General features: G+C 35.4%; 20 protein-coding genes. 14 read left to right on the top strand and 6 right to left on the bottom strand.

The window, feature by feature from the left end:
- Positions 1-41 precede the first annotated feature (41 nt).
- From FYJ25_RS06390 to FYJ25_RS06445, 12 genes are all read left to right on the top strand, one after another.
- On the top strand, positions 42-728 hold the full coding sequence (locus FYJ25_RS06390) for an ATP-binding protein (protein WP_205677384.1): 687 nt from the start codon (positions 42-44) through the stop codon (positions 726-728).
- A gap of 159 nt (positions 729-887) precedes the next feature.
- Positions 888-2,351 (top strand): IS1182 family transposase, encoded by a 1,464-nt coding sequence (locus FYJ25_RS06395; RefSeq protein ID WP_154580829.1) that lies wholly within the window; start codon positions 888-890, stop codon positions 2,349-2,351.
- A gap of 1,106 nt (positions 2,352-3,457) precedes the next feature.
- The gene (locus FYJ25_RS06400) at positions 3,458-3,616 is read left to right on the top strand and encodes an excisionase (RefSeq protein ID WP_154580830.1); all 159 of its coding nucleotides are present in this window, start codon (positions 3,458-3,460) and stop codon (positions 3,614-3,616) included.
- Positions 3,617-3,910: 294 nt separating this feature from the next.
- Positions 3,911-4,225, top strand: coding sequence for a tyrosine-type recombinase/integrase (locus tag FYJ25_RS14985; RefSeq protein ID WP_330578284.1), 315 nt, complete (start codon positions 3,911-3,913; stop codon positions 4,223-4,225).
- A 189-nt stretch (positions 4,226-4,414) separates the two neighbouring features.
- A complete protein-coding gene (locus tag FYJ25_RS06410; protein WP_096240003.1) occupies positions 4,415-4,867 on the top strand; it encodes a low molecular weight protein-tyrosine-phosphatase in 453 nt (150 codons plus the stop codon).
- Positions 4,868-4,983: 116 nt separating this feature from the next.
- A complete protein-coding gene (locus FYJ25_RS06415; protein ID WP_021906162.1) occupies positions 4,984-5,388 on the top strand; it encodes a C-GCAxxG-C-C family protein in 405 nt (134 codons plus the stop codon).
- Between the two features lie 204 nt (positions 5,389-5,592).
- Positions 5,593-6,834 carry an ammonium transporter gene (locus FYJ25_RS06420; RefSeq protein WP_021906163.1) on the top strand — a complete coding sequence of 414 codons (1,242 nt, stop codon included), beginning with the start codon at positions 5,593-5,595 and terminating at the stop codon, positions 6,832-6,834.
- A gap of 49 nt (positions 6,835-6,883) precedes the next feature.
- On the top strand, positions 6,884-7,240 hold the full coding sequence (locus FYJ25_RS06425; RefSeq protein ID WP_096240000.1) for a P-II family nitrogen regulator: 357 nt from the start codon (positions 6,884-6,886) through the stop codon (positions 7,238-7,240).
- A 205-nt stretch (positions 7,241-7,445) separates the two neighbouring features.
- Entirely contained in the window at positions 7,446-8,624 is a 1,179-nt protein-coding gene (fliB, locus tag FYJ25_RS06430; RefSeq protein WP_154580831.1) for a flagellin lysine-N-methylase, read from the top strand.
- A gap of 98 nt (positions 8,625-8,722) precedes the next feature.
- Positions 8,723-9,292, top strand: a complete 570-nt coding sequence (locus FYJ25_RS06435; protein WP_154580832.1) for a hypothetical protein — start codon at positions 8,723-8,725, stop codon at positions 9,290-9,292.
- Between the two features lie 185 nt (positions 9,293-9,477).
- Positions 9,478-10,281 (top strand): zinc ribbon domain-containing protein, encoded by an 804-nt coding sequence (locus FYJ25_RS06440; RefSeq protein WP_096239998.1) that lies wholly within the window; start codon positions 9,478-9,480, stop codon positions 10,279-10,281.
- Positions 10,282-10,376: 95 nt separating this feature from the next.
- Positions 10,377-10,988 carry a GH25 family lysozyme gene (locus FYJ25_RS06445; RefSeq protein ID WP_096239996.1) on the top strand — a complete coding sequence of 204 codons (612 nt, stop codon included), beginning with the start codon at positions 10,377-10,379 and terminating at the stop codon, positions 10,986-10,988.
- Positions 10,989-11,123: 135 nt separating this feature from the next.
- On the opposite strand, the gene FYJ25_RS06450 is transcribed toward FYJ25_RS06445, so the two are convergent.
- Both FYJ25_RS06450 and FYJ25_RS06455 read right to left on the bottom strand, forming a co-directional pair.
- Entirely contained in the window at positions 11,124-11,897 is a 774-nt protein-coding gene (locus FYJ25_RS06450; RefSeq protein ID WP_154580833.1) for an HAD-IIA family hydrolase, read from the bottom strand.
- Positions 11,898-12,086: 189 nt separating this feature from the next.
- Positions 12,087-12,773: a fructose-6-phosphate aldolase gene (locus tag FYJ25_RS06455; RefSeq protein ID WP_154580834.1), complete on the bottom strand. Its 687-nt coding sequence runs from the start codon at positions 12,771-12,773 to the stop codon at positions 12,087-12,089.
- Positions 12,774-13,013: 240 nt separating this feature from the next.
- Between FYJ25_RS06455 and FYJ25_RS06460 the strand changes: the two genes are divergently transcribed.
- Both FYJ25_RS06460 and FYJ25_RS06465 read left to right on the top strand, forming a co-directional pair.
- Complete coding sequence (locus FYJ25_RS06460) at positions 13,014-16,226, top strand: diguanylate cyclase domain-containing protein (protein WP_096239985.1); 3,213 nt, start codon at positions 13,014-13,016, stop codon at positions 16,224-16,226.
- Positions 16,227-16,265: 39 nt separating this feature from the next.
- On the top strand, positions 16,266-17,039 hold the full coding sequence (locus FYJ25_RS06465) for a histidine phosphatase family protein (RefSeq protein ID WP_154580835.1): 774 nt from the start codon (positions 16,266-16,268) through the stop codon (positions 17,037-17,039).
- Positions 17,040-17,684: 645 nt separating this feature from the next.
- On the opposite strand, the gene FYJ25_RS06470 is transcribed toward FYJ25_RS06465, so the two are convergent.
- The 4 genes from FYJ25_RS06470 to FYJ25_RS06485 form a co-directional block, all read right to left on the bottom strand.
- Positions 17,685-19,052 (bottom strand): MATE family efflux transporter, encoded by a 1,368-nt coding sequence (locus FYJ25_RS06470; RefSeq protein ID WP_096239981.1) that lies wholly within the window; start codon positions 19,050-19,052, stop codon positions 17,685-17,687.
- A 174-nt stretch (positions 19,053-19,226) separates the two neighbouring features.
- A complete protein-coding gene (locus tag FYJ25_RS06475; protein WP_096239979.1) occupies positions 19,227-20,168 on the bottom strand; it encodes a coiled-coil domain-containing protein in 942 nt (313 codons plus the stop codon).
- A gap of 20 nt (positions 20,169-20,188) precedes the next feature.
- Positions 20,189-20,770, bottom strand: a complete 582-nt coding sequence (locus FYJ25_RS06480) for a recombinase family protein (RefSeq protein ID WP_021906609.1) — start codon at positions 20,768-20,770, stop codon at positions 20,189-20,191.
- Between the two features lie 654 nt (positions 20,771-21,424).
- A complete protein-coding gene (locus FYJ25_RS06485; protein WP_096241582.1) occupies positions 21,425-22,657 on the bottom strand; it encodes a dicarboxylate/amino acid:cation symporter in 1,233 nt (410 codons plus the stop codon).
- Between the last annotated feature and the right edge of the window lie 97 nt (positions 22,658-22,754).

Genomic DNA, 22,754 nt, shown 5'->3' on the forward strand with positions numbered 1-22,754 from the left:
CAGGTACTAATAGCTCTGAATTGATAGGCAAGTCAGTGGAAATGCTTACAAACACAATCGCAGAAATAAGGACATATGGTGAAGGATTTGTAATTGTAGATCAGTCACCTTCTTCAGTTGATATTGCGGCCATTAAGAATACCAATACCAAAATTGTATTAAGGATACCAGAAGCTAATGACAGAGAAGCAGTAGGTCGTTCTATAGGTTTGACAGAGGATCAGGTGAATGAAATCGCAAAGCTTCCTAGTGGGGTAGCTGTGGTTTATCAGAATGACTGGATTAATCCAGTACTAACAATGATAAATAAAGCTAATATAACAGAATCAGCATACGAGTATAATTCAACACTTGAGATTAAACCATTAAAGATTGCTCGTACAGAGTTGGTTACCGTATTAATGCAACCTTGGTTTCAGGCAGAACGAATTAGTAGAAAAATTTTAAAAAATGATTTGAAGGCAATCGAGATGGACCGTTTCTCGAAAAAGAAGATTACGGATCTGATTGACGATTATGTTTTTTGTGGTGGAATATTATCCTGGGACGAGAACGATATTCATGAATTGCAAAAGCTTGTGAAAGCAATATTAGGAATTTCAAATGGAGAGTTTGAACGTATCATTATGGAAGGGTCGCCAGAAGAATTACAATATTGGGTTTCAAACTGTACAGCTATACGGTTCCTGTTTGGGGAGTTCGTGGACATTTGGCGGCTTTTTACTTGAGTTAGTGGCAGAAAGATGTATAATCCACCTGTATAATTGAACAGAAACGGATGCAATTTTCGCCTTACACCCTCCAGTCTTTAGAGGAGGGCACTGAAAAAGTAGATAATACCGTCTATATTTGGTACAATGTATCTATCAAATATAGGCGGTGTTTTTATGATCGAACAACAGCAGAAATTGGTGCTAAGTCCATACATGGAAATATATGAATTAGTAATCCCGAAAGATAATCTTCTCCGACAGATAAAAGAATTGGTTGATTTTAGCTTTATTTATGGTGAATTGCTTGCTAATTATTGTCTAGATAACGGACGAAATGCAGTTCCACCTATCCGAATGTTTAAATATCTGCTTTTAAAATCAATTTATGATTTATCAGATGTTGATGTGGTTGAACGTTCTAAATACGATATGTCTTTTAAATATTTTTTGGATATGGCTCCAGAAGATGAAGTTATAAATCCAAGTTCATTGACAAAATTTCGGAAGCTGCGTTTAAAGGATATGAATCTTTTGGATATGCTGATTGCCAAAACAGTTCAGTTAGCATTAGAAAAAGGAATTATTAAGTCAAAATCCATTATTGTGGATGCTACGCATACAAAATCAAGATACAATCAAAAGACACCACGTCAAGTACTCCAGGAACAATCAAAAAATCTGCGCCGTAGCATTTATGAGATTGATGAAACAATGAAAGAAAAATTTCCTGATAAAAACACAGAGGATTCTTTAGAAAAAGAACTAAAATACTGTAAACAGCTTATTGATGTTGTAAAAGGAAATGAAGAAATTTGCAGTTATCCAAAAGTGCAGGAAAAATTAAATCTACTAGAAGAATCTGTCACTGATGACATGGAACATTTAGAAATTTCAAAGGATGAAGATGCAAAAACTGGTCATAAGACAGCCGACACTTCATTCTTTGGATATAAAACACACATAGCAATGACAGAAGAACGGATCATCACAGCTGCCACAATCACCAGCGGCGAAAAAACAGATGGCAAAGAACTGCCAAAACTTATACAAAAAAGTAAAGCTGCAGGGATACAGATTGAATCAGTCATTGGAGATATGGCTTATTCTGAAAAGAAAAATATCGAGGCAGCAAAAGAAGGTGGTTATGAACTGATAGCAAAATTAAATCCAGTTATTACACAAGGTAACCGAAGAAAGGAAGATGAGTTTGAATTTAATAAAGATGCCGGAATGTATCAGTGTAAAGCAGGACATTTAGCCATTCATAAATATTTCGATAAAAGGAAAAAAGATAAAAAAAACAAAAACCCACGTATGGTCTATTTTTTTGATATTGAAAAATGTAAATGTTGTCCGTATCGTGATGGCTGTTACAAAGAAGGAGCCAAAAAGAAAACATCCACAGAAACAATCATTTGCGATTCCCACAGTGAACAGTTTAAATTTCAGGAAACTGAGCATTTCAAAGAAAAAAAGCGGGAACGCTATAAAATAGAAGCTAAGAATAGCGAACTAAAACATCGGCATGGTTATGACGTAGCGTCATCATCAGGTCTTATTTGTATGGAAATGCAAGGAGCAATGACGATCTTTGCAGTAAATCTTAAGAGAATAATTAAATTAATGAATGAAAAATAAGAACTTTCTCCGAAAAAACAAGCAATTTATATTTCGCCTAACAAAAAATCCACCAGAATCATAAAAATTCTGATGGTTTTTTTCTTTTTTTATTAAAGTCAAAATAAAAATGGTATATTTTTCAGTGCCCTCTCTTTAGAGAGGAGGGTGATGCCCATGACTACAATGGAAGTACTAACTTTACTGATATTAGTTTTTGCGGTTCTGACCTACATAGATAATCATAATAAGAAATAAGCATCCCAACCGTCCAAAGTAAGATGCTTATTTCTTTTTAATATTCAAATTACCGAGGGTAACCGAAATTTGTATTCGGTCATCTTCTAACCAAATTATACACTAGGACTCTTGAAAAAACAAGAGTCCTTTTTAATTGCTAAATAAATCTTGTATTATCTGCTCTATTGTACATTATTTTCTTTTATCCGTTGAGCCATTTCATCTGATTTAGCACCATTTTCCTCCACCCATTGCAACGCTTCATCAAAATATTTAATATAGTTATCAAGATTTTTGGCTATATAGGAAACAAACATATATCTTTTCTTACATAAATTATGAACAGTAAACAAAATCCTCTACAATAGCGTTCATTATCGTATTACAGAGATTTTGAATAAACGAAAAACACTTGTGGAATATATAATCATATTATTTACCATTAGTTCTCTTGCCATAAACTATTGGCAAGAGATAAAAGCTGCTACAATAACGTTGATTGTCATTTTACAGAGGTTTTAAATAATTTAATTGACTTGTTCACGCTTTTTTAAATTACAATATGCCAAATCCGATCTAATACGCCTTCTATGTCATTTTTGCAAAAATATTAAAAAGATATTAAAACGGCTCTACGGGGCAAATATGAGTTTACAGGGGAGTGTTTTAACGTCTTGAATCGAGCCTAAATAAAATTTATGTTTTATACTAAGAGTTGATAAAATAAGAACTTATGATATAATGTGAGAAAATTTAAGAATTTCCGTCTTGTTGGTGAAAGACGGCTACAGCAGTTATAAAAAAACGAGAAAGACACAACTTATGTCAGTTTTCTTTTTGAAATAGCTACTTTTTTTGTGTCTGAAATAGCAAGAAAGGGAAAATTTATGGAGAAAATACCAGTGTGGGAAAAGTATACACTAAGCATTGAAGAGGCAGCGGCTTATTTTCGAATCGGCGAAAACAAACTATGCAACCTCGTAGCCGATAATAGGACGGCAAAATTTTTACTTTGGAACGGAAACCGCCCACAGATAAAGCGGTGACTATTTGAGGAATATATTGACACGTTAGAAGCTATTTAAATGTGTCTTGACTTGAATTTTATGTCGTGGCATACTTATTATATGTTATAAGTTATGTTGCGGCGAATACGTAGAAAGGAAGCGCAAAAAGATTACGAGTTGGAGGCTGACCAAAGCAGGTGTTAGAGTCTTACTGATAAAGAAAGACGTTGAAGAATGCTTCAGGAAAATTATTAATAATCGTCCTCACTTAAAAGTTGAGCCGATAATTGACGGTATAGCGGCTTCCTTTATTTTGATAAAAATAAAAATCCTATGATTTCACTTCATTGGGAAAAATATTTCCAACACATCTGTCAGAAGTATAATAGGCTGTACAAGTTGCAAATGCCAAAGGTTACTCCACACGTTTGCCGTCATACCTACTGCTCTAACATGGCTAGGAGTGGAATAAGTGTGAAAACCCTGCAATATCTCATGAGACACTCAGATATTTCAGTGACTTTAAATGTCTACACGCACTTAGGTCTGGCAGATGCCAAGCGAGAAATCGCCCAAATAGAACAAAAAGAGCAACGGAAAATCAGAGTAAAAAAGTCCCGCAATACTGCAAAAGTGGCTAATTTATGAGCTATAAGACATGGTACAAATTGATTGGTTTTGTACCAATTTGAGTACCAATCGAGTACCAAATGACTGAGAAAATATAAAATATTATGGGAGGTTATAAGAAAACAACAAAAAAAGAGAACTCCCGAAAAGCCTTATAAATAAAGGGTTTCGGGAGTTTTTAAAAAGATATAAGGAGGTATAAAAGTTATGATAAAGGTATTATTTATCTGCCATGGAAATATATGTCGCTCCCCGATGGGTGAATTTATTTTAAAAGATATGGTTAAAAAAAGAGGATTAGAAGATTCTTTCCAAATCTCTTCTTGTGCTACTAGTCGTGAAGAAATTGGAAATCCGATGCATCCGGGGGCGAGGGCAAAGCTTGATGCAATGGAAATTCCTCATACAAAGAGGCAGGCAAGACAGCTGACGAAACAGGATTATGAAGTTTATGATTATCTGTTATGCATGGATAAATGGAATATCAATAATGTAAAACGCATTATTAATCATGATCCTAAGCATAAAGTGCATCTTTTACTGGAATTTGCAGGGAAGAAAAGGGATATTGCAGACCCATGGTATACGGGTAATTTTGATGAAACTTACGAAGATCTCATTGAAGGCTGCGAGGCGTTTCTCGAAGAGCTAGGTGTATAATTAATATTTTATGAGAATATTTTTCACTATGCAGGATATATGAGATTGTGTTAAACTAACAACGAAAGATTTTAATATAAAGTACATGAATGAGGTATAAAGGGAGGATTTTACAAATGAACAGAGCAGAAAGAGCCGCAGAATATCATAAAAAAGGATATAATTGTGCACAGGCAATCGTATGTGCATTTTGTGACAAAGCAGGACTAGATGAGGAAACGGCATTCAAGGTATCAGAAGGTCTTGGTCTTGGTGTCAGTGATACTTACGGAACTTGTGGAGCGGTGACAGGAATGGCTCTTATTATGGGAATGGCGAATAGTTGTGGCGATTTGGAAGCGCCAGTTTCTAAAGCAGATACTTATAAAAAAGTAAGAGAATTAAATGATAGTTTCCGCAAGAAAAATGGTTCTACAATTTGCCGGGAATTAAAAGGAATGGATACAGGCAAGGTACTTCGTTCTTGTCCTGGCTGCATTGAAGATGCTGCCAAAATATTGTCTGAAAAATTAGGTGAATAGTTTCTATTTATTAATAAAATTAACCAAACATGAGCTTTTTAATTATTTTCTCTTGAAAAAAGATTAAATATATGATAATATTCGAAGCATGACAAGGGTGTCTGAAGTATAATAATTATACTTTAGGCGCCTTTTTTATTTTCCGGAATATTTTTTAATTAATGATGAATCATCAAAGAAAGAGAAGAAAGGACATAAATAATTATGAATACAGGAGATACAGCTTTTATGATGATATGTGCAGCGCTTGTCTTTTTTATGACACCGGGGCTTGCATTCTTTTATGGTGGTTTAGTTCGAAGAAAAAATGTTTGTAACACAATTATGGCATGTATTGCTATTATGGGGCTTTCTGTTGTAATGTGGACACTTTTTGGTTATTCGTTAGCTTTTGGAGGAAATCATGCAGGAATTATCGGTGATTTCCGCTGGTTTGGTTTAAATAATGTTGGAATGAGCGCAGGACCTTATGCAGATAGTATTCCTCATCTTGTATTTTGTGCATTTCAGATGATGTTTGCTATGATTACCCCGGCTTTGATCACTGGTTCCTTAGTTGGTCGTATGAAATTTAAAGCATTATTTCTTTTTGTAGCAATATGGTCAGTTATTGTCTACTATCCTATGGCACACATGGTGTGGGGCGAGGGAGGATTTCTTGCGGCAATCGGCTCGGTTGACTTTGCCGGCGGAGATGTTGTTCATATCAGTTCAGGAGTAAGTGCCTTAGTACTTGCCATTATTCTCGGAAGAAGACGAGGCTATGAACATACAACTTATCGAATCCACAATATCCCTTCTGTTGTCCTTGGAGCAACGCTCCTTTGGTTTGGCTGGTTTGGTTTTAATGCAGGCAGTGCATTAAAAGCTGACGGACTGGCAGCGCACGCATTTATGACTTCGTCTATTTCTGCAGCAGCAGCTCTTCTGTCCTGGATGTTTATTGATGTAGTAAAAAACAAAAAAACGACATTAGTTGGTGCTTCAACAGGATTAGTTGTAGGACTTGTTGCTATCACACCTGGAGCAGGATTTGTTCCAATATGGGCATCCTTTATTATCGGTGCGTTAGTCAGTCCAATCTGTTACTTTGGTGTAGGATTTATTAAGAAAAAATTAAAGATAGATGATGCGTTAGATGCTTTTGGATGTCATGGTATTGGCGGAATCTGGGGTGGTATTGCAACTGGTATTTTTACTAAGTCTTCCATTAATCCTGTCGCAAAGTGGGATGGTCTGATTTATGGAGATTATCATTTATTTGCCGCACAGATTATCGGAATTATACTTACGATTGCGGTTGCTGTTGTCGGTACATTAATTTGTGTTGCAATTGTCAGAATATTTACTCCATTACGTGTAAGTGTTCGTGAAGAACAGGTTGGTCTTGACATTTCTGAACATGGAGAGAGTGCTTATCCATCCTTTAACGGTCTTGACCAGTAATATAAATACTATTCGTATGCAATTTCAGAAAAACAGGAGGAATAGAAATATGATGATAAAAGTTGAGGCTTATGTCAGAGAAGATAAATTTGAAGATGTAAAAGCCGCTTTAAATGCGATTGGTGTAAATGGTCTTACTGTATCCCAGGTAATGGGATGTGGTATCCAGCGAGGATATAAAGAAATTGTTCGTGGTATGCAGGTTGATATGCAGATGCAGCCTAAAATTAAGTTTGAAATCGTTGTTTCTTCAGAAGAATGGGAAGCAAAAACGATTGAAGCGATTGAAAAAGCTGCCTATACAGGAGAACCTGGCGATGGTAAGATATTTACGTATGAGGTTCGTCATGCTCAAAAGATTCGTACGAAAGAAACTGGATATGATGCGATTCAGGCAACAGAATAATAAGAAGAATAATAAAAAGGGGCTATCAGAAAATAGATAGTTCCTTTTTATTTTGGACAAAATGATTATTAATAGATTCGGATTCATCAAGATAAAACATCATATGGATTTCAAAATTTGTTTTTTTGCGCTATAATATAGTCTGTTCTATTTGTACAGAAAAAACGAATTATTTATGAAAATTTTGAAAAGAAAAGGAAAAAAGATGAAATATTTAAAACCACATTTTTATGACAAGTTTATCTGCACAGCAGGAGATTGCCCAGATACCTGCTGTGCAGGATGGCAGATTATGATCGATGAGGAATCTTTGGAACGTTATGGAAAAGAAGCAGGTGAATTTGGGAGACATCTGCGTAATTCAATTGATTGGGAAAAGGAGTGCTTTTATCAGAATAACCGTCGGTGTGCGTTTTTAAATGAGGAAAATTTGTGTGATCTTTATAAAGCATTAGGACCCGATGCACTCTGTGATACCTGTAAATCCTATCCAAGACATACGGAAGAATATGAAGGGCTTAGAGAATTATCCTTATCACTTTCTTGTCCGGAAGCAGCAAAAATCATTTTGTCCTGTAAAGAACCTGTTCGATTTCTAGAAGAAGAAACAGATGAGGAAGACGATTTTGAAGAGTTTGATTTTATGATGTTTTCCCAGTTAGAAGATACTCGAGATGTTCTGTTTTCTATTTTGCAAAATCGTTCTATTTCATTGACGCTCCGTATGGAAGTTTGTGAACAGCTGGCAGAAAGTTACCAAATCTGTATGGAGGAACAGCGAGAATTTGATATTGATAATCTTTTGCGAGAATGTAAGCGTTATCAGAAAGAAGGTCATTTGCAGGAATTCGTATTGAAATGCCTTGCAGGAAAGGGGGTTAATGCCGCATCTCTTCATCAATGGGAACGGCAAAAAGAAGAATTACAGATTCTTCGGCATCTGGAACGCCTGCGTCCGGAATGGAATCAAGTGCTTGATGGGGCTGATAAATGGCTTTATAAGACAACGAAAGAGAATTATCATCACATTTGTAATGAATTTCACGAAATGTATGGTTTGTTGAGTATTCATAAAGAAGAGTGGAAAAATATAGGCGAACAATTTCTGATGTTCTTTGTTTATACATATTTTTGCGGAGCTGTTTACGACGATATGGTTTGTTCTAAAATGGAACTGGCATTATTTTCCGTTCGCTGGATTCAGGAATTTTTAATCGTTCGTTGGTTAGAGAATGGAAAAAAACTTTTCATGAAAGATGTGGAAGAAATCTCCTGGCGATATGCGCGAGAGGTTGAACATTCAGATGAAAACTTAAATACATTAGAAGACTGGCTGTTTGAAAAATATGCACCAAAAGGCGGTAGTGATAATTCGCCAGCATAATTTGACTTGATTTATTTAACATCAGAATTATGATGTAACAAAAGCAAGTGCAAGAAAAACTCCGAGAGTACATAATAAATAAAATAGGAGGCAGAATTATGTTAAATAATAAAGAAAAGAGCTCAAATCTTGAGATGTTTATGAAGCTTATAACAGGACATTTTAATAATAAAGAGCAGTTTGAAGAGATGCAAAAAGCGGGAAAAGTATATCCATATGCTGAGCACGTGAATACAGTCTGTAATGACAAGATTAAAAATCTTCCAGTGGATTTTCAGGGAAAGTTTCTTGTAGAAGAAAGCTATTATGAAACAAATGGAAAGAAACATGCCTCTCCCCATATTTTTTTATTTACAGAGGAAAAGGAGGGAATTTTACTTTCATCTTATGAAATACCGGCGGGAGCAGATAAAAATACATTTACGTATGATTCCATGCTGCCGGTAGAATATAGTGAATTAAAGAAGTCGGAAAAGTTTACACCGGCATTATATGTTGAAAATGATGGTATTTGGGAAGGTGGAAGTACAAGCCAGTTTACACCGGTTATGAAGTTTAAATTGTGGGAACGTTTTTCAGGGACAGGTTTGGAAGTAGCCGAGAGTATGGAGGTCAATGGAAAAAGAACATTTGGATATGATATTCCAATTCTTTATAAGCGTGCATAAAAGAATGTAATAATAATTTGGAACCATTTGCACAAAGAGAGATATTATAACGACAAGTAGATAAAGAAAATCAAACGTAGTAGTGTATAAAATGAACCCGGTAAAAATCAGGAAACTTTGCCCCTTTTCTTTTTTACAAAATTAGTATATGATGATACAAGATATTTGAAATGAGGTGAAGAACAATGATTTGTAAGAATTGTGGCGCACAGACAGAGGGAAACTTCTGCAATAACTGTGGAGCTCCACTTCCGAAAGAAGTAGCAGGTAATAATGAATCTATGGATGCAGAATATAAAGTATATAATGAAGAAGATGCGCAAAAGGAGAATCAGCAGCAGAAGAATGTAAAAGTTACAATTAAAAATAAAAGAGGAGGTTCTTCAAGAAATACAAGAACCACTCAGACAAAAAGAAAGCGCCGCTCCGCTTTAAGTGCTGGTGGAGATGCTGTATCAAGCGCGGCTTCTACAGCCGGAACTGTTGTAGGAAAGAGTGTAAAAACAGCCGGAAATCTGCTTTTTACAGGACTTCATTGGCTCTGTGCACTTCTGATGCTTGGAATTGTACTGCAGATTTTTAGAAATGTCTTCAATTATACAAGCATAGGCGCAATTATGGAACTTCCTTCCTCAAGAGACATTAATAGTATTATATTTGTTGGAGGCAGTGCCTTTTTCATTCTTTTTGGAATTATAGAAGCCTTATGGATTTTAGGTTCTAAAAAAGTAATGGATATGGGTGTTCTTAGAAATATTGACACCGGAAGAGGCATTTTTGCCTTCGGATTATTTCTAATTATTACGATACTTGCCCCATTTATTGATGGCTTTCTTTCTCTTGGATATAACGGTATAGAAGGTGAGGGTGGAAGATGGATCTTAGATGCTTTTACAGGAAGTAAGACGATACTTACTTTTGCGGCAGCCGGATTAATCCTTTCCTTTGTTCGAAAGATGAGGGGAAGCATCAGAGGAATGATCGCATAGATAAAAGGATTCTGTTTTTAAATTTTAAAATCAAAATGCACTGATTTGCATATTAATAAATAAAACAGGTTTGGCAAAGTGTTTTGGAACATGTTATGAGTAAATATTATCCAGATATCAGTCATTATCACCCAGTACGAAACTGGGATACTGTTAAAAGAAGCTGTCCCTTTCTTATTATGAAAGCGACACAGGGGATTTCCTATATCGATAAAACATTATACACTAATATAAAAGAATGTGAAAAAAGAGGAATTCCATATTGGTTGTATGCATTTCTAAACCGAGGAAAAGAAGTTGACCAAACCAGATTTTTAGTCGAAGTCTGTAGAGAACGAATAGAAAAACATTTTGTAGGGTATGTGCTTGATGTGGAATCAGGCAATGCAGAAGCAGATATAGAAAAATCTCTCGATTTTTTAAAGAGACAACGACATAAAATGATGCTTTATACGATGTACTCAGAGTACGAAATGTATAAACAAGTAATTTACAGACGACCAAGGAATTGTGCGTGGTGGGAAGCTCGTTATGGATTAAATAATGGAAAATATAATCCTCGCTACGATGTTCATAAGGGAGCAGACCTTCAGCAATTTACGTCTAATGGATTTTGTCCGGGAATATCCGGAAGAGTTGATTTAAATCGGATTACAGACCAGGGAAAGAGTGAAAGATGGTTTCGTAATTCTGGAAAACGTAATTAAAATAAGAACCGCCTGTCATAGTAACTATAAAGATAGCCGCTATGACAGGCGGTTCTTATTTTTTTCTTTTGATTCCTTATAGGAACGCGTTTGATACCAGATTGCTACACGCCTTATCGCAATCTTCAAAAATAATTAGATCGCAATATCTCCTACCCCATTTAAAATAAGTCTTGGGCGATATGGAAATTCTTTGATAGTTGCTCTTGTGGATACTCCTGAAAGTACTAAAGCAGTATCAAGACCAGTTTCAATACCAGCAATAATATCTGTATCCATTCTATCACCAATCATTACTGCCTCCGAAGAGTGCACACCTAAAATTTGTAAACCCGTACGCATCATTAATGGATTCGGTTTACCGACATAATAAGCCTTTTTTCCTGTAGTTGCTTCAATCGGTGCAACAAAAGCACGACAGGCAGGTGCGATACCACCCTCAATAGGACCGATAATGTCAGTATTTGTTGCAATTAATCGGGCACCTTTATTTACAAGATTCATGGCAGTAATAATATGTTCATAACCATAAGTTACAGTTTCTCCTACAACAACATAATCCGGATCCACATCATTAATTGTAATTCCGGCATCATATAAAGCATTATAAAGTCCATGATCTCCAATCACATAAGCGCTGCAGCCCGGAGCCTGAGATTGTAAAAACTTCGCTGTAGCTAATGCACTTGTGTAAAAATGTTCCTCCCCAATATCCAATCCCATACGATATAATTTATTCTGTAATTCTTTGGGCGAGCGACTGCTTGCATTTGTAAGAAAAAGAAATTGTTTTTCCTCTTTTTGTAACCATTCAACAAACTCTTTTACACCCGGAAGAAGTTGATTTCCATGATAAATTACACCATCCATATCGCAGATAAAGCCTTTTTTTGCTCTTAAACTTTCCATAGCTGTTTATTCTCCTTTTTACAATTATAACCTGTAAATATTTTCAATTCTTAAATATAGTCTTCAAGCGTATTGTAACGATTTATTTCGTTGTTGTAAAGTGAAAAACGAGAAAATAACACTATTTTCAAACATTTTACAAAAGACATACGTGTTTTATATACAAATTTTAATCATCGTATATTCTATTTAATGTAGATCATAATTACTCATTGTTTTTCCTTCTCCAGTTAATGTTTCAAAGTCTTTTATGAAATCATCAACTGCGGAAGTGATGGCCTGATTCTTAACAAGTCCTTCAATGATGTCCGGAGCAATAGTAGAAGCTCCGATTCCATATTCACATAATTCAAGAACCTGCTGTGAATTTTTAAAGCTTGCAGCAAGAACTTCTGTTTTTAAATTATTATTTTTAAAAATATCATGGATTTGTTTCGTAACCTGAATCCCATTGAATCCCATATTATCAATACGATTTACATATGGAGCTGCGTAAGATGCGCCACATTTAGCAGCGAGGAATGCCTGCATTGGGGTGTAAATAGCAGTAGCTGTGATATTGATATTTCCCTTAACGAGAATTTTCATTGCTTTGAAGCCTTCTGGAACAGACGGAACTTTTACATAAGTATTTGCTCCTAATTCTTTTACGATGCGGTGGGCATCTTCAACCATACCTTCCGCATTTTTCGCTACAACCTGCACATGAAGTTCTGTATCTTTCCCAATAAAACTACGAATTTCTTTTAATACTTCAAACGGCTGTCTTCCGCTTTTAGCTAAAATAGATGGATTTGTTGTTACTCCATCTACAGGATAGTAATCGCAGATTTTTTTAATAAGGTCAATATGTGCATCATCAATCAACAATTTCATAAGTAATCGTTCCTTTCTGGTTATGTATTATAATTATCTGTTTCATATAAATAAAAATCATACACTGTTGTCACGAACTTGTCTATATATTTTTTCACTTCCATATTTTAGAATATCCATTATAAATAGTTCTTTCAAAAAGCTTTCTTCACTATAATTGACAGATATTATGGCTACCTATATAATAGCCATAGGATTGTTTTGTATAAAATAAATTGCAAGATTGTGGAGTGCTTAAACATGAAAAAAGTTTTAAATTCAAAGAAATTATCATATATTACCCGTAGCTGTATGATTCTTTTAACAACAGTTTTAATTATATTGTTTTTTTGCATTATGTTACTGGTAGGACAGATTCAGGGGACAGCAAGGGTTGTTAATTATGCGGGATTGGTGCGTGGTAAAACACAGCGTATTATAAAGCTTGAGAATGCCGGACAGCCTCATGATGAGATGATTGAAAGTGTTTCTTCCTATATTAAAGGATTACGTTATGGCAGTGATGAATTGAAACTTGTCCGATTGGATGATGCTGCTTTTCAAGTTAAAATGAATGAACTTAACAGATATTTTGAAAAATTATGTAAAGAGATTCTTCTCATTCGTGAAAAAGGATATGAGAATACAAATATTATTGAGATGAGCGAGACTTTTTTTAATATATGTGATGAGGCAACCGGACTTGCTGAAGCGTACTCTCAAAGGAAGGCAACTGCTCTTAACAGATTAGAGCAGATTGTTTTCGTTGATATTGGAGGTCTTATTATTATCATTGCCATTGAGCTTGTGAAGGCATTACGTTATGCAGCACAAAACCGCATTTTGCAAAGTAAGGTATATCTTGATGAGGCAACTGGTCTTCCGAATAAAAATAAATGTGAGGAGATTCTTAATAAACCGAAATTGTTAACTACCGAAGATGCTGTGGCAGTTTGTGTGTTTGATCTGAATAATCTTCGCAATATTAACAATACTCTGGGGCATGATAAAGGAGACGAATATATTTATTCTTTTGCTAAACAGCTTCGCATTGCTGTCTCGGATGAGTATTTTGTAGGCCGCGATGGTGGTGATGAATTTATTGTTGTTTTAAACGGGGTTACTCGTGCTCATGTAGAGAAATGTCTTTTAAATATTCGGAAGCAAACAGAAACGTATTCAAAGGAACATCCGGAAATGCCGATCAGTTATGCTGTTGGTTATGCCCTGTCACAGGATTTTGAGCAGGCTACGATGAGGGAATTATTCCGTTATGCCGATAAAAATATGTATATTGATAAGAATCGTGCCAAAATGGAAGAGGCAGCGGAAGAAAAAAGGATTAACCAGTCTTTATTAGCAAAGGTAAAGGATATGGGATATCATTTTTCTGATTGCCTTTATTGTGATGCATTTATGGACAAGTATCGTACTTTACGTGCCAGTAGTGAATTTTTTCTTGCAGAAAATGGAAGCTATTCCGGAGCGGTAGAACAAATTGTTCGTAAACTGGCTACTGACTCTACACGAAAGACTATATGGACGCAGCTTCAGATTGATTATCTGAAAGAACATCTTACAAATAAAAATTTTGTTCATGAAATTTCATATCAATATAGAAAGGGAGATTCCCCATTACATGGAAGATTAACTGTTATTTTTTATGATGCCAGTCGTGATGGGGCCGTACACCATTTTATCTTGGGATTTGAAGTATTTCATGACAAAAATATTGCAGCAGCGGATGAAAAGCTGCAATTAACGCAGTATTATGAGCAGATGAAACAGATTATTCTTGAAAATGGAAATTATGTAGAAGCATTACTTGATACGGCAGAAGTAGTTTGTACGGCGGATTTTACGCATGATCGTCTGGAAAATATTTTTTATCATTCAAATAGTCTACAAAAATTCAATATGAAAGTAAGTCTGCCATGTTCTTATAATGAATATTGTGTAAAACACAAGGAGCTGATAACAGAAGATACCATAGAGAATTATCGTATTGTAGACTCATCTGCAAAGTTATTGGAACGTTTCCATACAGGAGAAAAACAGGTAATAGTAGAATATCGTGAAAAAGATATTAATGGTAAACCAATCTGGCTTCAAAAAACGGTATTAATGTCAAGAGATACTGTTTATGACAGTGAACTTCAAAAAGAGTCAACGGTAGTGCATGGAATTATTTTATTTAAGAATACAGCAGTGTTTCATGAAAAAGATCAGCAGGAAAAAGAGCGCCTGCAGCTTGCATTTGAAAAAGCAGATTCTGCAAGTCGTGCAAAAACAGAGTTTGTTAACCGTATGAGTCATGATATTCGTACTCCGATCAACGGAATTATAGGTATGCTCGATATAATCCGTAAAAATAAAGACAATGAAAAAAAGGTGGAAGAATGTCTTGATAAAATTCAACTTTCTGCTGGACATTTGATGTCTCTTGCAGATGATGTCCTTGATATGAGCAAATTAGAATCTGGACGACTTGTGTTAGAGGAAGTTTCTTTTAACCTCTTACAGGTTATTGACGAAGTGTGTTCTTTAGTTAATGCACAGCTTCTTGAAATGAAATTATCACATCATGCGCATCGAAAAAATTTAGACCATATGATGGTGATTGGAAGCCCTACACGCCTACGTCAGATTATGGTGAACTTGTTTAGCAATGCTATTAAATATAATAAAATTGGTGGTACAATTGATACGTATGCAGAAGAAATTTCTTTTGACGGAACTACAGCCTGGTTTGAGTTTAAAATAAAAGACAGCGGAATTGGAATGAGTGAAAAGTTTGTAAAGGAAGAACTGTTTGATATTTTTACTCAGGAGCAGGTGGATGCACGAACACGTTATAAAGGAAGTGGTCTGGGTATGTCCATTGTCAGACAGCTGATTGAAGCAATGAATGGAACGATAGAAGTAGAAAGTATTTTAGGAAAAGGAACAACATTTATTTTCCGCCTTCCATTTAAAATAAATCAGCCAGAAAGTTCTTTACCTGATACAAAAGAATCACTATTATCCATTTCAGAAAAATCAATGAAAAAAGGCAACACTGCTTCCGAAGTTAACAGTTTAAATAATAACTGTTTGGATTGTATGCATATTCTTTTGGCGGAAGATAATGACCTCAATATGGAAATAGCAGAATTTTATTTACAGGAATACGGAGCACGAATTGAAAAGGCATGGAATGGTAAAGAAGCCGTAGAGAAATTTCTGGCATCTGCCCCAAATACCTATGATATGATTTTAATGGATATTATGATGCCAGTTATGGATGGTCTTGAAGCAAGTCTGGCTATTCGACTTTCTAAACGTACGGATGCAAAAAACATTCCGATTATCGCAATGACAGCACAGGCATCTAAAGAATGTATGCAGCAATGTAGTGACGCAGGTATGAATGGACATTTGACAAAGCCAGTTGCCTCTCAAAAATTAATAGAAACTATTATAGAATTTGCATAATTTTACATATATTAATTAGATAAGAAAGGAATACATACAATGAGAATTTTATTTATAAGACATGGGGATCCCGATTACTTAAATGATACATTAACTGAAAAAGGCTGCAGAGAAGCCGATCTTTTAGCCAAGAGAGCGGTTACTCTTCAAATGGGAGAATGTTATATGTCTCCATTAGGAAGAGCACAGCGCACAGCAAAACCCTGTTTAGAGGCAGTGAACTGCGAAGCTGAAACTTTAGCTTGGTTACAGGAATTCCCTGCTCAATTAGATATAAATAAAGCACCTGAACTGGCGGAAGCTTATCCCGATGTAAAGAAAAACGAAAAAGGATATCTTCCAAGAATCGTATGGGATATGATGCCAGAACATCTGACAGAACATAACGAATATATGGATAGAATCGCATGGAGAGATTCCGTTGTAGCACAGTGTTCTGATATGGTCGAGGTATATGATAACATCATACAAGAATTTGATAATCTTCTTGCAGAACATGGGTATGTTCGTGAAAATGGTCATTATCGCGTAGAAAAAGAAAATACAAAAACGATTACCTTTTTCTGTCACTTCGGTCTTATAGGTGTACTCCTTTCGCATTTGTGGAATGTTTCTCCATTTACTTTATGGAATAGTCTCGCATTAGCTCCAACATCTGTTACAGAGCTTGTAACAGAAGAAAGAAAAAAAGGCATTGCTTATTTTCGCGGTTTAAAAGTAGGGGATGTGTCTCATCTTTATGCCGGTGGGGAAGAACCGTCTTTTGCCGCAAGATTTTGTGAAGTCTACAGCAATAAAGCTCAAAGACATTAATTATTGATTTATGGATTTGGTGTAGACGACACTGCTGAAGAGGGATTACTTAACTGAATTGTATTGAAATTTCTAAAGAAAAGAGAATTTTTATAAGTTTGATTTTGTTCCGTTGCGCTAAACGTTTCATTTTGCCTCGAAAAACGAAAACTTCGGAAAAATAAGTCCGAAGTTTTCAGAGTCAAAATTCCACAACACAAAGTCACAAATGCAATACTTATAAAAATTCTCTTTTCTTTGCCATAGTTTCCTTCCAATTCAGCAAAAGGCTTTATCTCAGTCGAGAAGACTCCCACCTCTTTCAGGTGGTGAGTGACAGCAAATTTGTCTTAGTGGGAGTCCAATCTCCGACTGAGATAAACGCTCCGCGAGGATGCGCAGTGATTCTGTAAAGAATATGTCAGCTTACGCTGACCAGAATCACGCGCCAAGTCTCGCAGCGGCTCGACTTGAATACAGCGGCTGTCTAATCTAAATCCATAGTTGGTGAGAATGGAATTTTCCAGAATATTATGGCTTTCTATGGAATTAAATTTTAAAGGATTGACATTCAAACTGGAGATTTTCATTTGAATAAAAATCACAGACTTTGGGACAATCCCCTTATTTTTCTCAGGTAGAAATCCTGATTTCATCTGTTTCGCCTTACAAATCAGGATTCATTCTCTTTAATTCTGGAAGGACAGTAGCGAGCATGACGATAAAGCACAGGCTTCCGCCAAGTACATTGGATACTGGTTCTGCTATGAAAACACCGTTACATCCCATATGACAAGCATACGGAAGTAAATATGTCAATGGTACAACAATGATGACTTTACGCAGTAAGGAGAAAAAAATTGCCTGTTTTTTCTTATTGAGAGATTTAAACATTGTCTGTCCGGTATATTGAAAAATCATAAAAATAAAGGCTGCAAAGTAAAGCTTCATTGCAGGAATTGTATCAATCATAAGACTTTTATCCGAGCTAAAGATTCCAATTAAGAATTTTGGAGCAAGAAGAATGATTCCCCAGGCAATAAGACTGTAAATTAAAGCAAGAACAGACATAGTGATCCATGCCTTGATTACTTTTTTTGGTCGTTTTGCTCCATAATTATAACTGATAATCGGAGAAGATCCTTCAGAAATAGACCATATTGGGGTTTCTATCATTTGTCGTACACTAGATATGATTGTCATAACTGATACATAAACATCTCCTCCTGTTGCTGCAAGAACATTATTGCAGCAAATCGTCACAAGGCTGTTTGTAAGCTGCATAACAAATCCTGCTGTTCCAAGACTGACGATATTTTTTGCATCTTTCCCGCAATTCTTAATTTCTTCTTTATGTAGTAATCGAATTTTGTATTCTGCTTTTTTTGAAAGAAAATAGAATACAAATCCAGCAGATAAGCATTGCGATAATACGGTTGCTATAGCAGCCCCACGTATACCAAGATGAAATACAAAGATAAAAAGAGGATCAAGTACAATATTGGCTATGGCTCCGATAATAACAGAAATCATACCTGTTGTTGCATATCCTTGTGCATTAATAAAAGGATTCATTCCGGTTGCGATCATTGACGGAAAAGTTCCGATCAGATAAATCATAATATAAGGATAGGCATAGATGAGTGCATTGTCAGATGCACCAAATATTGTAAGAATCGGCCTGGCAAATAAAAAAACGACACACATCAGTAAAATCGAGCATATCGTGAGCATAAAAAAGGAGGTATTCATGATCATACCTGCTCTTTTTGTATCGTTACGTCCTCTTTCAATTGCAAAGATAGGAGCACCGCCACTACCAAACAAGTTGCTAAAAGCCGTAATAATCACGATAATTGGAAAACACAGACCAACCGCTCCAAGCGCAGTTGTTCCGATATCTGGTATTCTTGCAATATAGATTCTATCTACAATATTATAAAGAAGACTTAAAATCTGTGCAATTAACATCGGTATGGCTGCTTGAAAGATGTTGGTAGTAATTTTTCCGTTGTCAAAATCAATTCTTTTCATAAATAAAATCACTTCCTGTTATGTTTACATTTTTTTTACTTAAGCGATTATAACACGAAATTGGCTATATGAAAAATAATAAATGTAGGGATAATGAAAGATTTTAAGGGATGTCTACAGATAAGATTATCAATCATAACGGCAGGCATCCCTCTTGTTATAGAAATAAATAAATTATTTTTTTAATCGACTCAGTTCAAGTTGTAAATTATACTTTTCTTCTTTTATTATATCAAGTGTATTTCGAAGTTCTTCTGTTTTGGAAATCATTTCCCTTTCTTTTTCAATAACAGCTCGTTCTTTTATAAGCTCGGCATCTTTTACCTGTTCTGCAAGCTGAATACGTAAAGTATTTAATTCCTTTTCCTGAGTAGTAAGAAGGGATTCTTTTTCGGAAAGCTCCTTTTGTGTATTTTCCTTCATATGCAGTTTTTCCTGATTTAACTTTTCGATAGTAGAAGAATCATTCTCTTTTTCTTTTTTTAACTGCTCTATCTCTTTAATATGTAAAAGTTCGTTTTTTTCGTAGTCTTTTATTTTAAATTGCAGATTTGAAACTTCCTGATTTAAAGAAGTCACTTTTTGTTCTAAAGAATTATAATTTTTAGCTTTTTGTTCTGCTATACGTAACTTTTCCATCAGCATGATATTTGTTTTATCTTTTTCTTTTGCAAGATTCACAGCAGAGGCCGTTTGTTCTTCGGCAGCTTTTCTTGCAGATTCTGCGGTTTCCTGCAATTCTTTTAGATCATTGTATTTTCGTAGAGCTTCTTCCTTCTCTGTAATGAGTTTCCCCAGTTGAATCTTATAGTTTTTTTCTAATTCTTCGTTTTTTTCCCGAAGTTCTGCCATACGGCGTTCATATTCTGTCCGGATTTCTTCTTTTCCGGAGAGGGCGGCAGTGAATAGATTACGAATATTCGTAATGGAAGCATCTAGTGCCTCTGTATCTACGCCGCTTCTTTTTAATTGATCTTCCTGCAAATGGGTGGATACAAGATCAAAAAGACGATTCAGTGTAACTCCTTTTTTTTCTCCAGGTTCTTGTAATTCCTCTATAAGCTTATTGCCGCGGGCGATAACATTTTCATCGGCTGCAATTGCAAAATTTGCCATAATAAATTCCTCCAATTTTCTTAAAATTCTTCTTCTAAAATCCGTTCTCTTTTTCTTCTGGCAAGTGTAGCGGTACTGATCCCGGTCATGCTCTCAACTTGTTTATAACTATATCCTTCTTCTAAAAGAGAAAGGGCATGATCTATCTTTATCTTGCTGATTCGAGGTCTTCCTTCTTTAAAATCTTCTTTTTGTCTGGCAATCGCCTTTCCTTCCTGGGTTCGTTCAACAATCATATCACGTTCAAACTCAGCAAAGGCAAGCATAATTGTTCGAATCAGCTTGCCGGTAGGCGTATTATCCATAATACCCATATTTAAAATATGTACAGTGACTCCTTTATCAAGCATCGTATCTATCAATGCGATTCCCTGCGTGGCACTTCTTGCAATTCTGTCTAACTTAGTTACAACAACTTTATCGCCATCTTGTATCACTTTTAGCAACTTGTCCAGTTGTGGTCTGTGTTTCTTTGTCCCTGTAAATGCATCTGCATATATTTCTTCTGCACCCGCTTCTCTTACTGCCGCCTCTTGTGCCTCTATACTGTTTCCGTCTTTCGCCTGTCCCTTCGTTGATACCCGGCAGTATCCGTAAACCATTGATAATCCTCCAATTTTGATAATAAGTTTTGATAAAACTCACAGCTCTATTTTTCGTTGTTTTTGAGACGTTATCAATACTGTTAAGTTTTGATAAGGGTATATTCCCCCTAAAAGCTTTAAAATGCCTCAAAAACCTTTTCTACAGCATACAACATCTCAAAAAAAACTTCAAGATGCATTTTTATCAATTAATATTAATTAATATATTACAATTAATAACATATATCTTCTGAAAAATGTTAGATAAATACTGTAAAACAAATAATTTACATAGGATGTGCCATTTTTTCTTAAAAATCAATTTATAAATAGTAAAACAGAATGCGAAATAGCATGGTTTCTGGTTATTTATAGATTGTACTTATAATTTCATTAGTTTTTTTGCCTGATTTTGGGGAGATTTTCGTGGAATAATAGAAACAAAGAACTAAATTTTAGAAAATAAACGGTTAATACCATTGTGTAGATTAAAAATATAAGAATGTTGGCGGCTATATCGCATATGATATAACAAAAAATGCACATAGTCGAATCAGTTTTTGTGCAAAGAAAAATAAAGAGATAACTTTCTCTTGCAATAACAATAGAAGATTCGCTATGTGCATTTATTATTTTTTGTATTTTTTCAAAAATATTCCGGTATGCTTGAAATTAGTTTTTTGTAAGTTTTCGTGCTTCTCGTTTTTTCTCAAGGTTTGATACAACAACGCAGCAAGAAGCATCTCCGGTAATATTAACCGTTGTACGTCCCATGTCAAAGATACGGTCAACTCCGGCAACTAAAGCAATTCCGTCAACAGGAAGTCCAACCGAAGTAAGTACCATCGCAAGCATAACCATTCCTGCTCCAGGAACACCGGCTGTACCGATAGACGCTAAAGTAGCAGTGAAAATGATCGTAAGCATTTGTGGAAGGGTGAGATGAATTCCATAGCAAGAAGCGATGAAGATTGCACATACCCCTTGATAGATTGCAGTACCATCCATGTTAATTGTTGCACCCAGTGGGAGAATAAAAGACGAAATCTCTTTAGACACTCCCAGTTTTTCTGTACACTCCATATTAATAGGAAGTGTTCCAACAGAAGACGCACTTGAAAATGCAAACATGATAGCTGGAAGCATTTCTTTAAAGAATGTCACCGGACTGATTCCACCGAGTGTTTTTACAGCAAGCGAGTAAACAATAACGGCATGAATAACATAACATACATAAGCTGCTAAAAGTACCATGGCAAGAGAGCCAATAATCGTTGCTCCATTCGCGGCAACTACTGGACAAAGCAGACAGAACACACCGACTGGAGATAATTTCAAAATCATTTCCATACATTTCATAAATATATCATTTAAATCATTACAAGCCGTAATGATCCGGTCATTCTTTTCGTCCCCAACAAGAATAATAGCAAAACCGATTAATATTGCCATAACAATAACCTGAAGCATATTTGCTTCGACCATTGGAGAAATAAAATTGGAAGGAAAAATATTTACAATCGTATCCATTAAGGATGTTTTCTCTCCGATTTCATAAGATAGATCTGTGGTGGCAATTACAGGAAATAATTTTTTAAATAAGTTACCGCCGATCAGACCAAAAGTAATAGCAAAAGCAGTAGTACACATATAGTAAACAACTGTTTTCAAACCGATTGCCCCAACTTTTTTAATATCGCGCATCGAGATGATTCCACACATGATGGAAAACAGCACGATAGGAACAACGATAAATTTAAGTAGATTTAAGAAGATTGTTCCAAATGGCTTGATATACGTTTCGGCAAACTGCGCATATCTTTGCAAAAGAAGTCCGGCAGCAATCGCCAGAACCAATGCAATAAATATCTGCATTGCCAGTGACATTTTCTTTTTTTCTTTCATAATACCTTTCTCACTTTCCTTTTCTTTGGACATAAATTATGGCATTGCTTAATACAATGCCATAATCCGTAAAACTTATTCTATCATATTTCATAAC

It is taken from the genome of Anaerobutyricum soehngenii, assembly GCF_009697165.1.
GTDB lineage: Bacteria > Bacillota > Clostridia > Lachnospirales > Lachnospiraceae > Anaerobutyricum > Anaerobutyricum soehngenii.

What these genes read in the sequence shown, in the direction of transcription:
- FYJ25_RS06390 (WP_205677384.1), top strand. Translation starts at nt 42, where the DNA reads ATGCTTACAAACACAATCGCAGAAATAAGGACATATGGTGAAGGATTT.
- FYJ25_RS06395 (WP_154580829.1), top strand. Translation starts at nt 888, where the DNA reads ATGATCGAACAACAGCAGAAATTGGTGCTAAGTCCATACATGGAAATA.
- FYJ25_RS06400 (WP_154580830.1), top strand. Translation starts at nt 3,458, where the DNA reads ATGGAGAAAATACCAGTGTGGGAAAAGTATACACTAAGCATTGAAGAG.
- FYJ25_RS14985 (WP_330578284.1), top strand. Translation starts at nt 3,911, where the DNA reads ATGATTTCACTTCATTGGGAAAAATATTTCCAACACATCTGTCAGAAG.
- FYJ25_RS06410 (WP_096240003.1), top strand. Translation starts at nt 4,415, where the DNA reads ATGATAAAGGTATTATTTATCTGCCATGGAAATATATGTCGCTCCCCG.
- FYJ25_RS06415 (WP_021906162.1), top strand. Translation starts at nt 4,984, where the DNA reads ATGAACAGAGCAGAAAGAGCCGCAGAATATCATAAAAAAGGATATAAT.
- FYJ25_RS06420 (WP_021906163.1), top strand. Translation starts at nt 5,593, where the DNA reads ATGAATACAGGAGATACAGCTTTTATGATGATATGTGCAGCGCTTGTC.
- FYJ25_RS06425 (WP_096240000.1), top strand. Translation starts at nt 6,884, where the DNA reads ATGATGATAAAAGTTGAGGCTTATGTCAGAGAAGATAAATTTGAAGAT.
- fliB (WP_154580831.1), top strand. Translation starts at nt 7,446, where the DNA reads ATGAAATATTTAAAACCACATTTTTATGACAAGTTTATCTGCACAGCA.
- FYJ25_RS06435 (WP_154580832.1), top strand. Translation starts at nt 8,723, where the DNA reads ATGTTAAATAATAAAGAAAAGAGCTCAAATCTTGAGATGTTTATGAAG.
- FYJ25_RS06440 (WP_096239998.1), top strand. Translation starts at nt 9,478, where the DNA reads ATGATTTGTAAGAATTGTGGCGCACAGACAGAGGGAAACTTCTGCAAT.
- FYJ25_RS06445 (WP_096239996.1), top strand. Translation starts at nt 10,377, where the DNA reads ATGAGTAAATATTATCCAGATATCAGTCATTATCACCCAGTACGAAAC.
- FYJ25_RS06450 (WP_154580833.1), bottom strand. Translation starts at nt 11,897, where the DNA reads ATGGAAAGTTTAAGAGCAAAAAAAGGCTTTATCTGCGATATGGATGGT.
- FYJ25_RS06455 (WP_154580834.1), bottom strand. Translation starts at nt 12,773, where the DNA reads ATGAAATTGTTGATTGATGATGCACATATTGACCTTATTAAAAAAATC.
- FYJ25_RS06460 (WP_096239985.1), top strand. Translation starts at nt 13,014, where the DNA reads ATGAAAAAAGTTTTAAATTCAAAGAAATTATCATATATTACCCGTAGC.
- FYJ25_RS06465 (WP_154580835.1), top strand. Translation starts at nt 16,266, where the DNA reads ATGAGAATTTTATTTATAAGACATGGGGATCCCGATTACTTAAATGAT.
- FYJ25_RS06470 (WP_096239981.1), bottom strand. Translation starts at nt 19,052, where the DNA reads ATGAAAAGAATTGATTTTGACAACGGAAAAATTACTACCAACATCTTT.
- FYJ25_RS06475 (WP_096239979.1), bottom strand. Translation starts at nt 20,168, where the DNA reads ATGGCAAATTTTGCAATTGCAGCCGATGAAAATGTTATCGCCCGCGGC.
- FYJ25_RS06480 (WP_021906609.1), bottom strand. Translation starts at nt 20,770, where the DNA reads ATGGTTTACGGATACTGCCGGGTATCAACGAAGGGACAGGCGAAAGAC.
- FYJ25_RS06485 (WP_096241582.1), bottom strand. Translation starts at nt 22,657, where the DNA reads ATGAAAGAAAAAAAGAAAATGTCACTGGCAATGCAGATATTTATTGCA.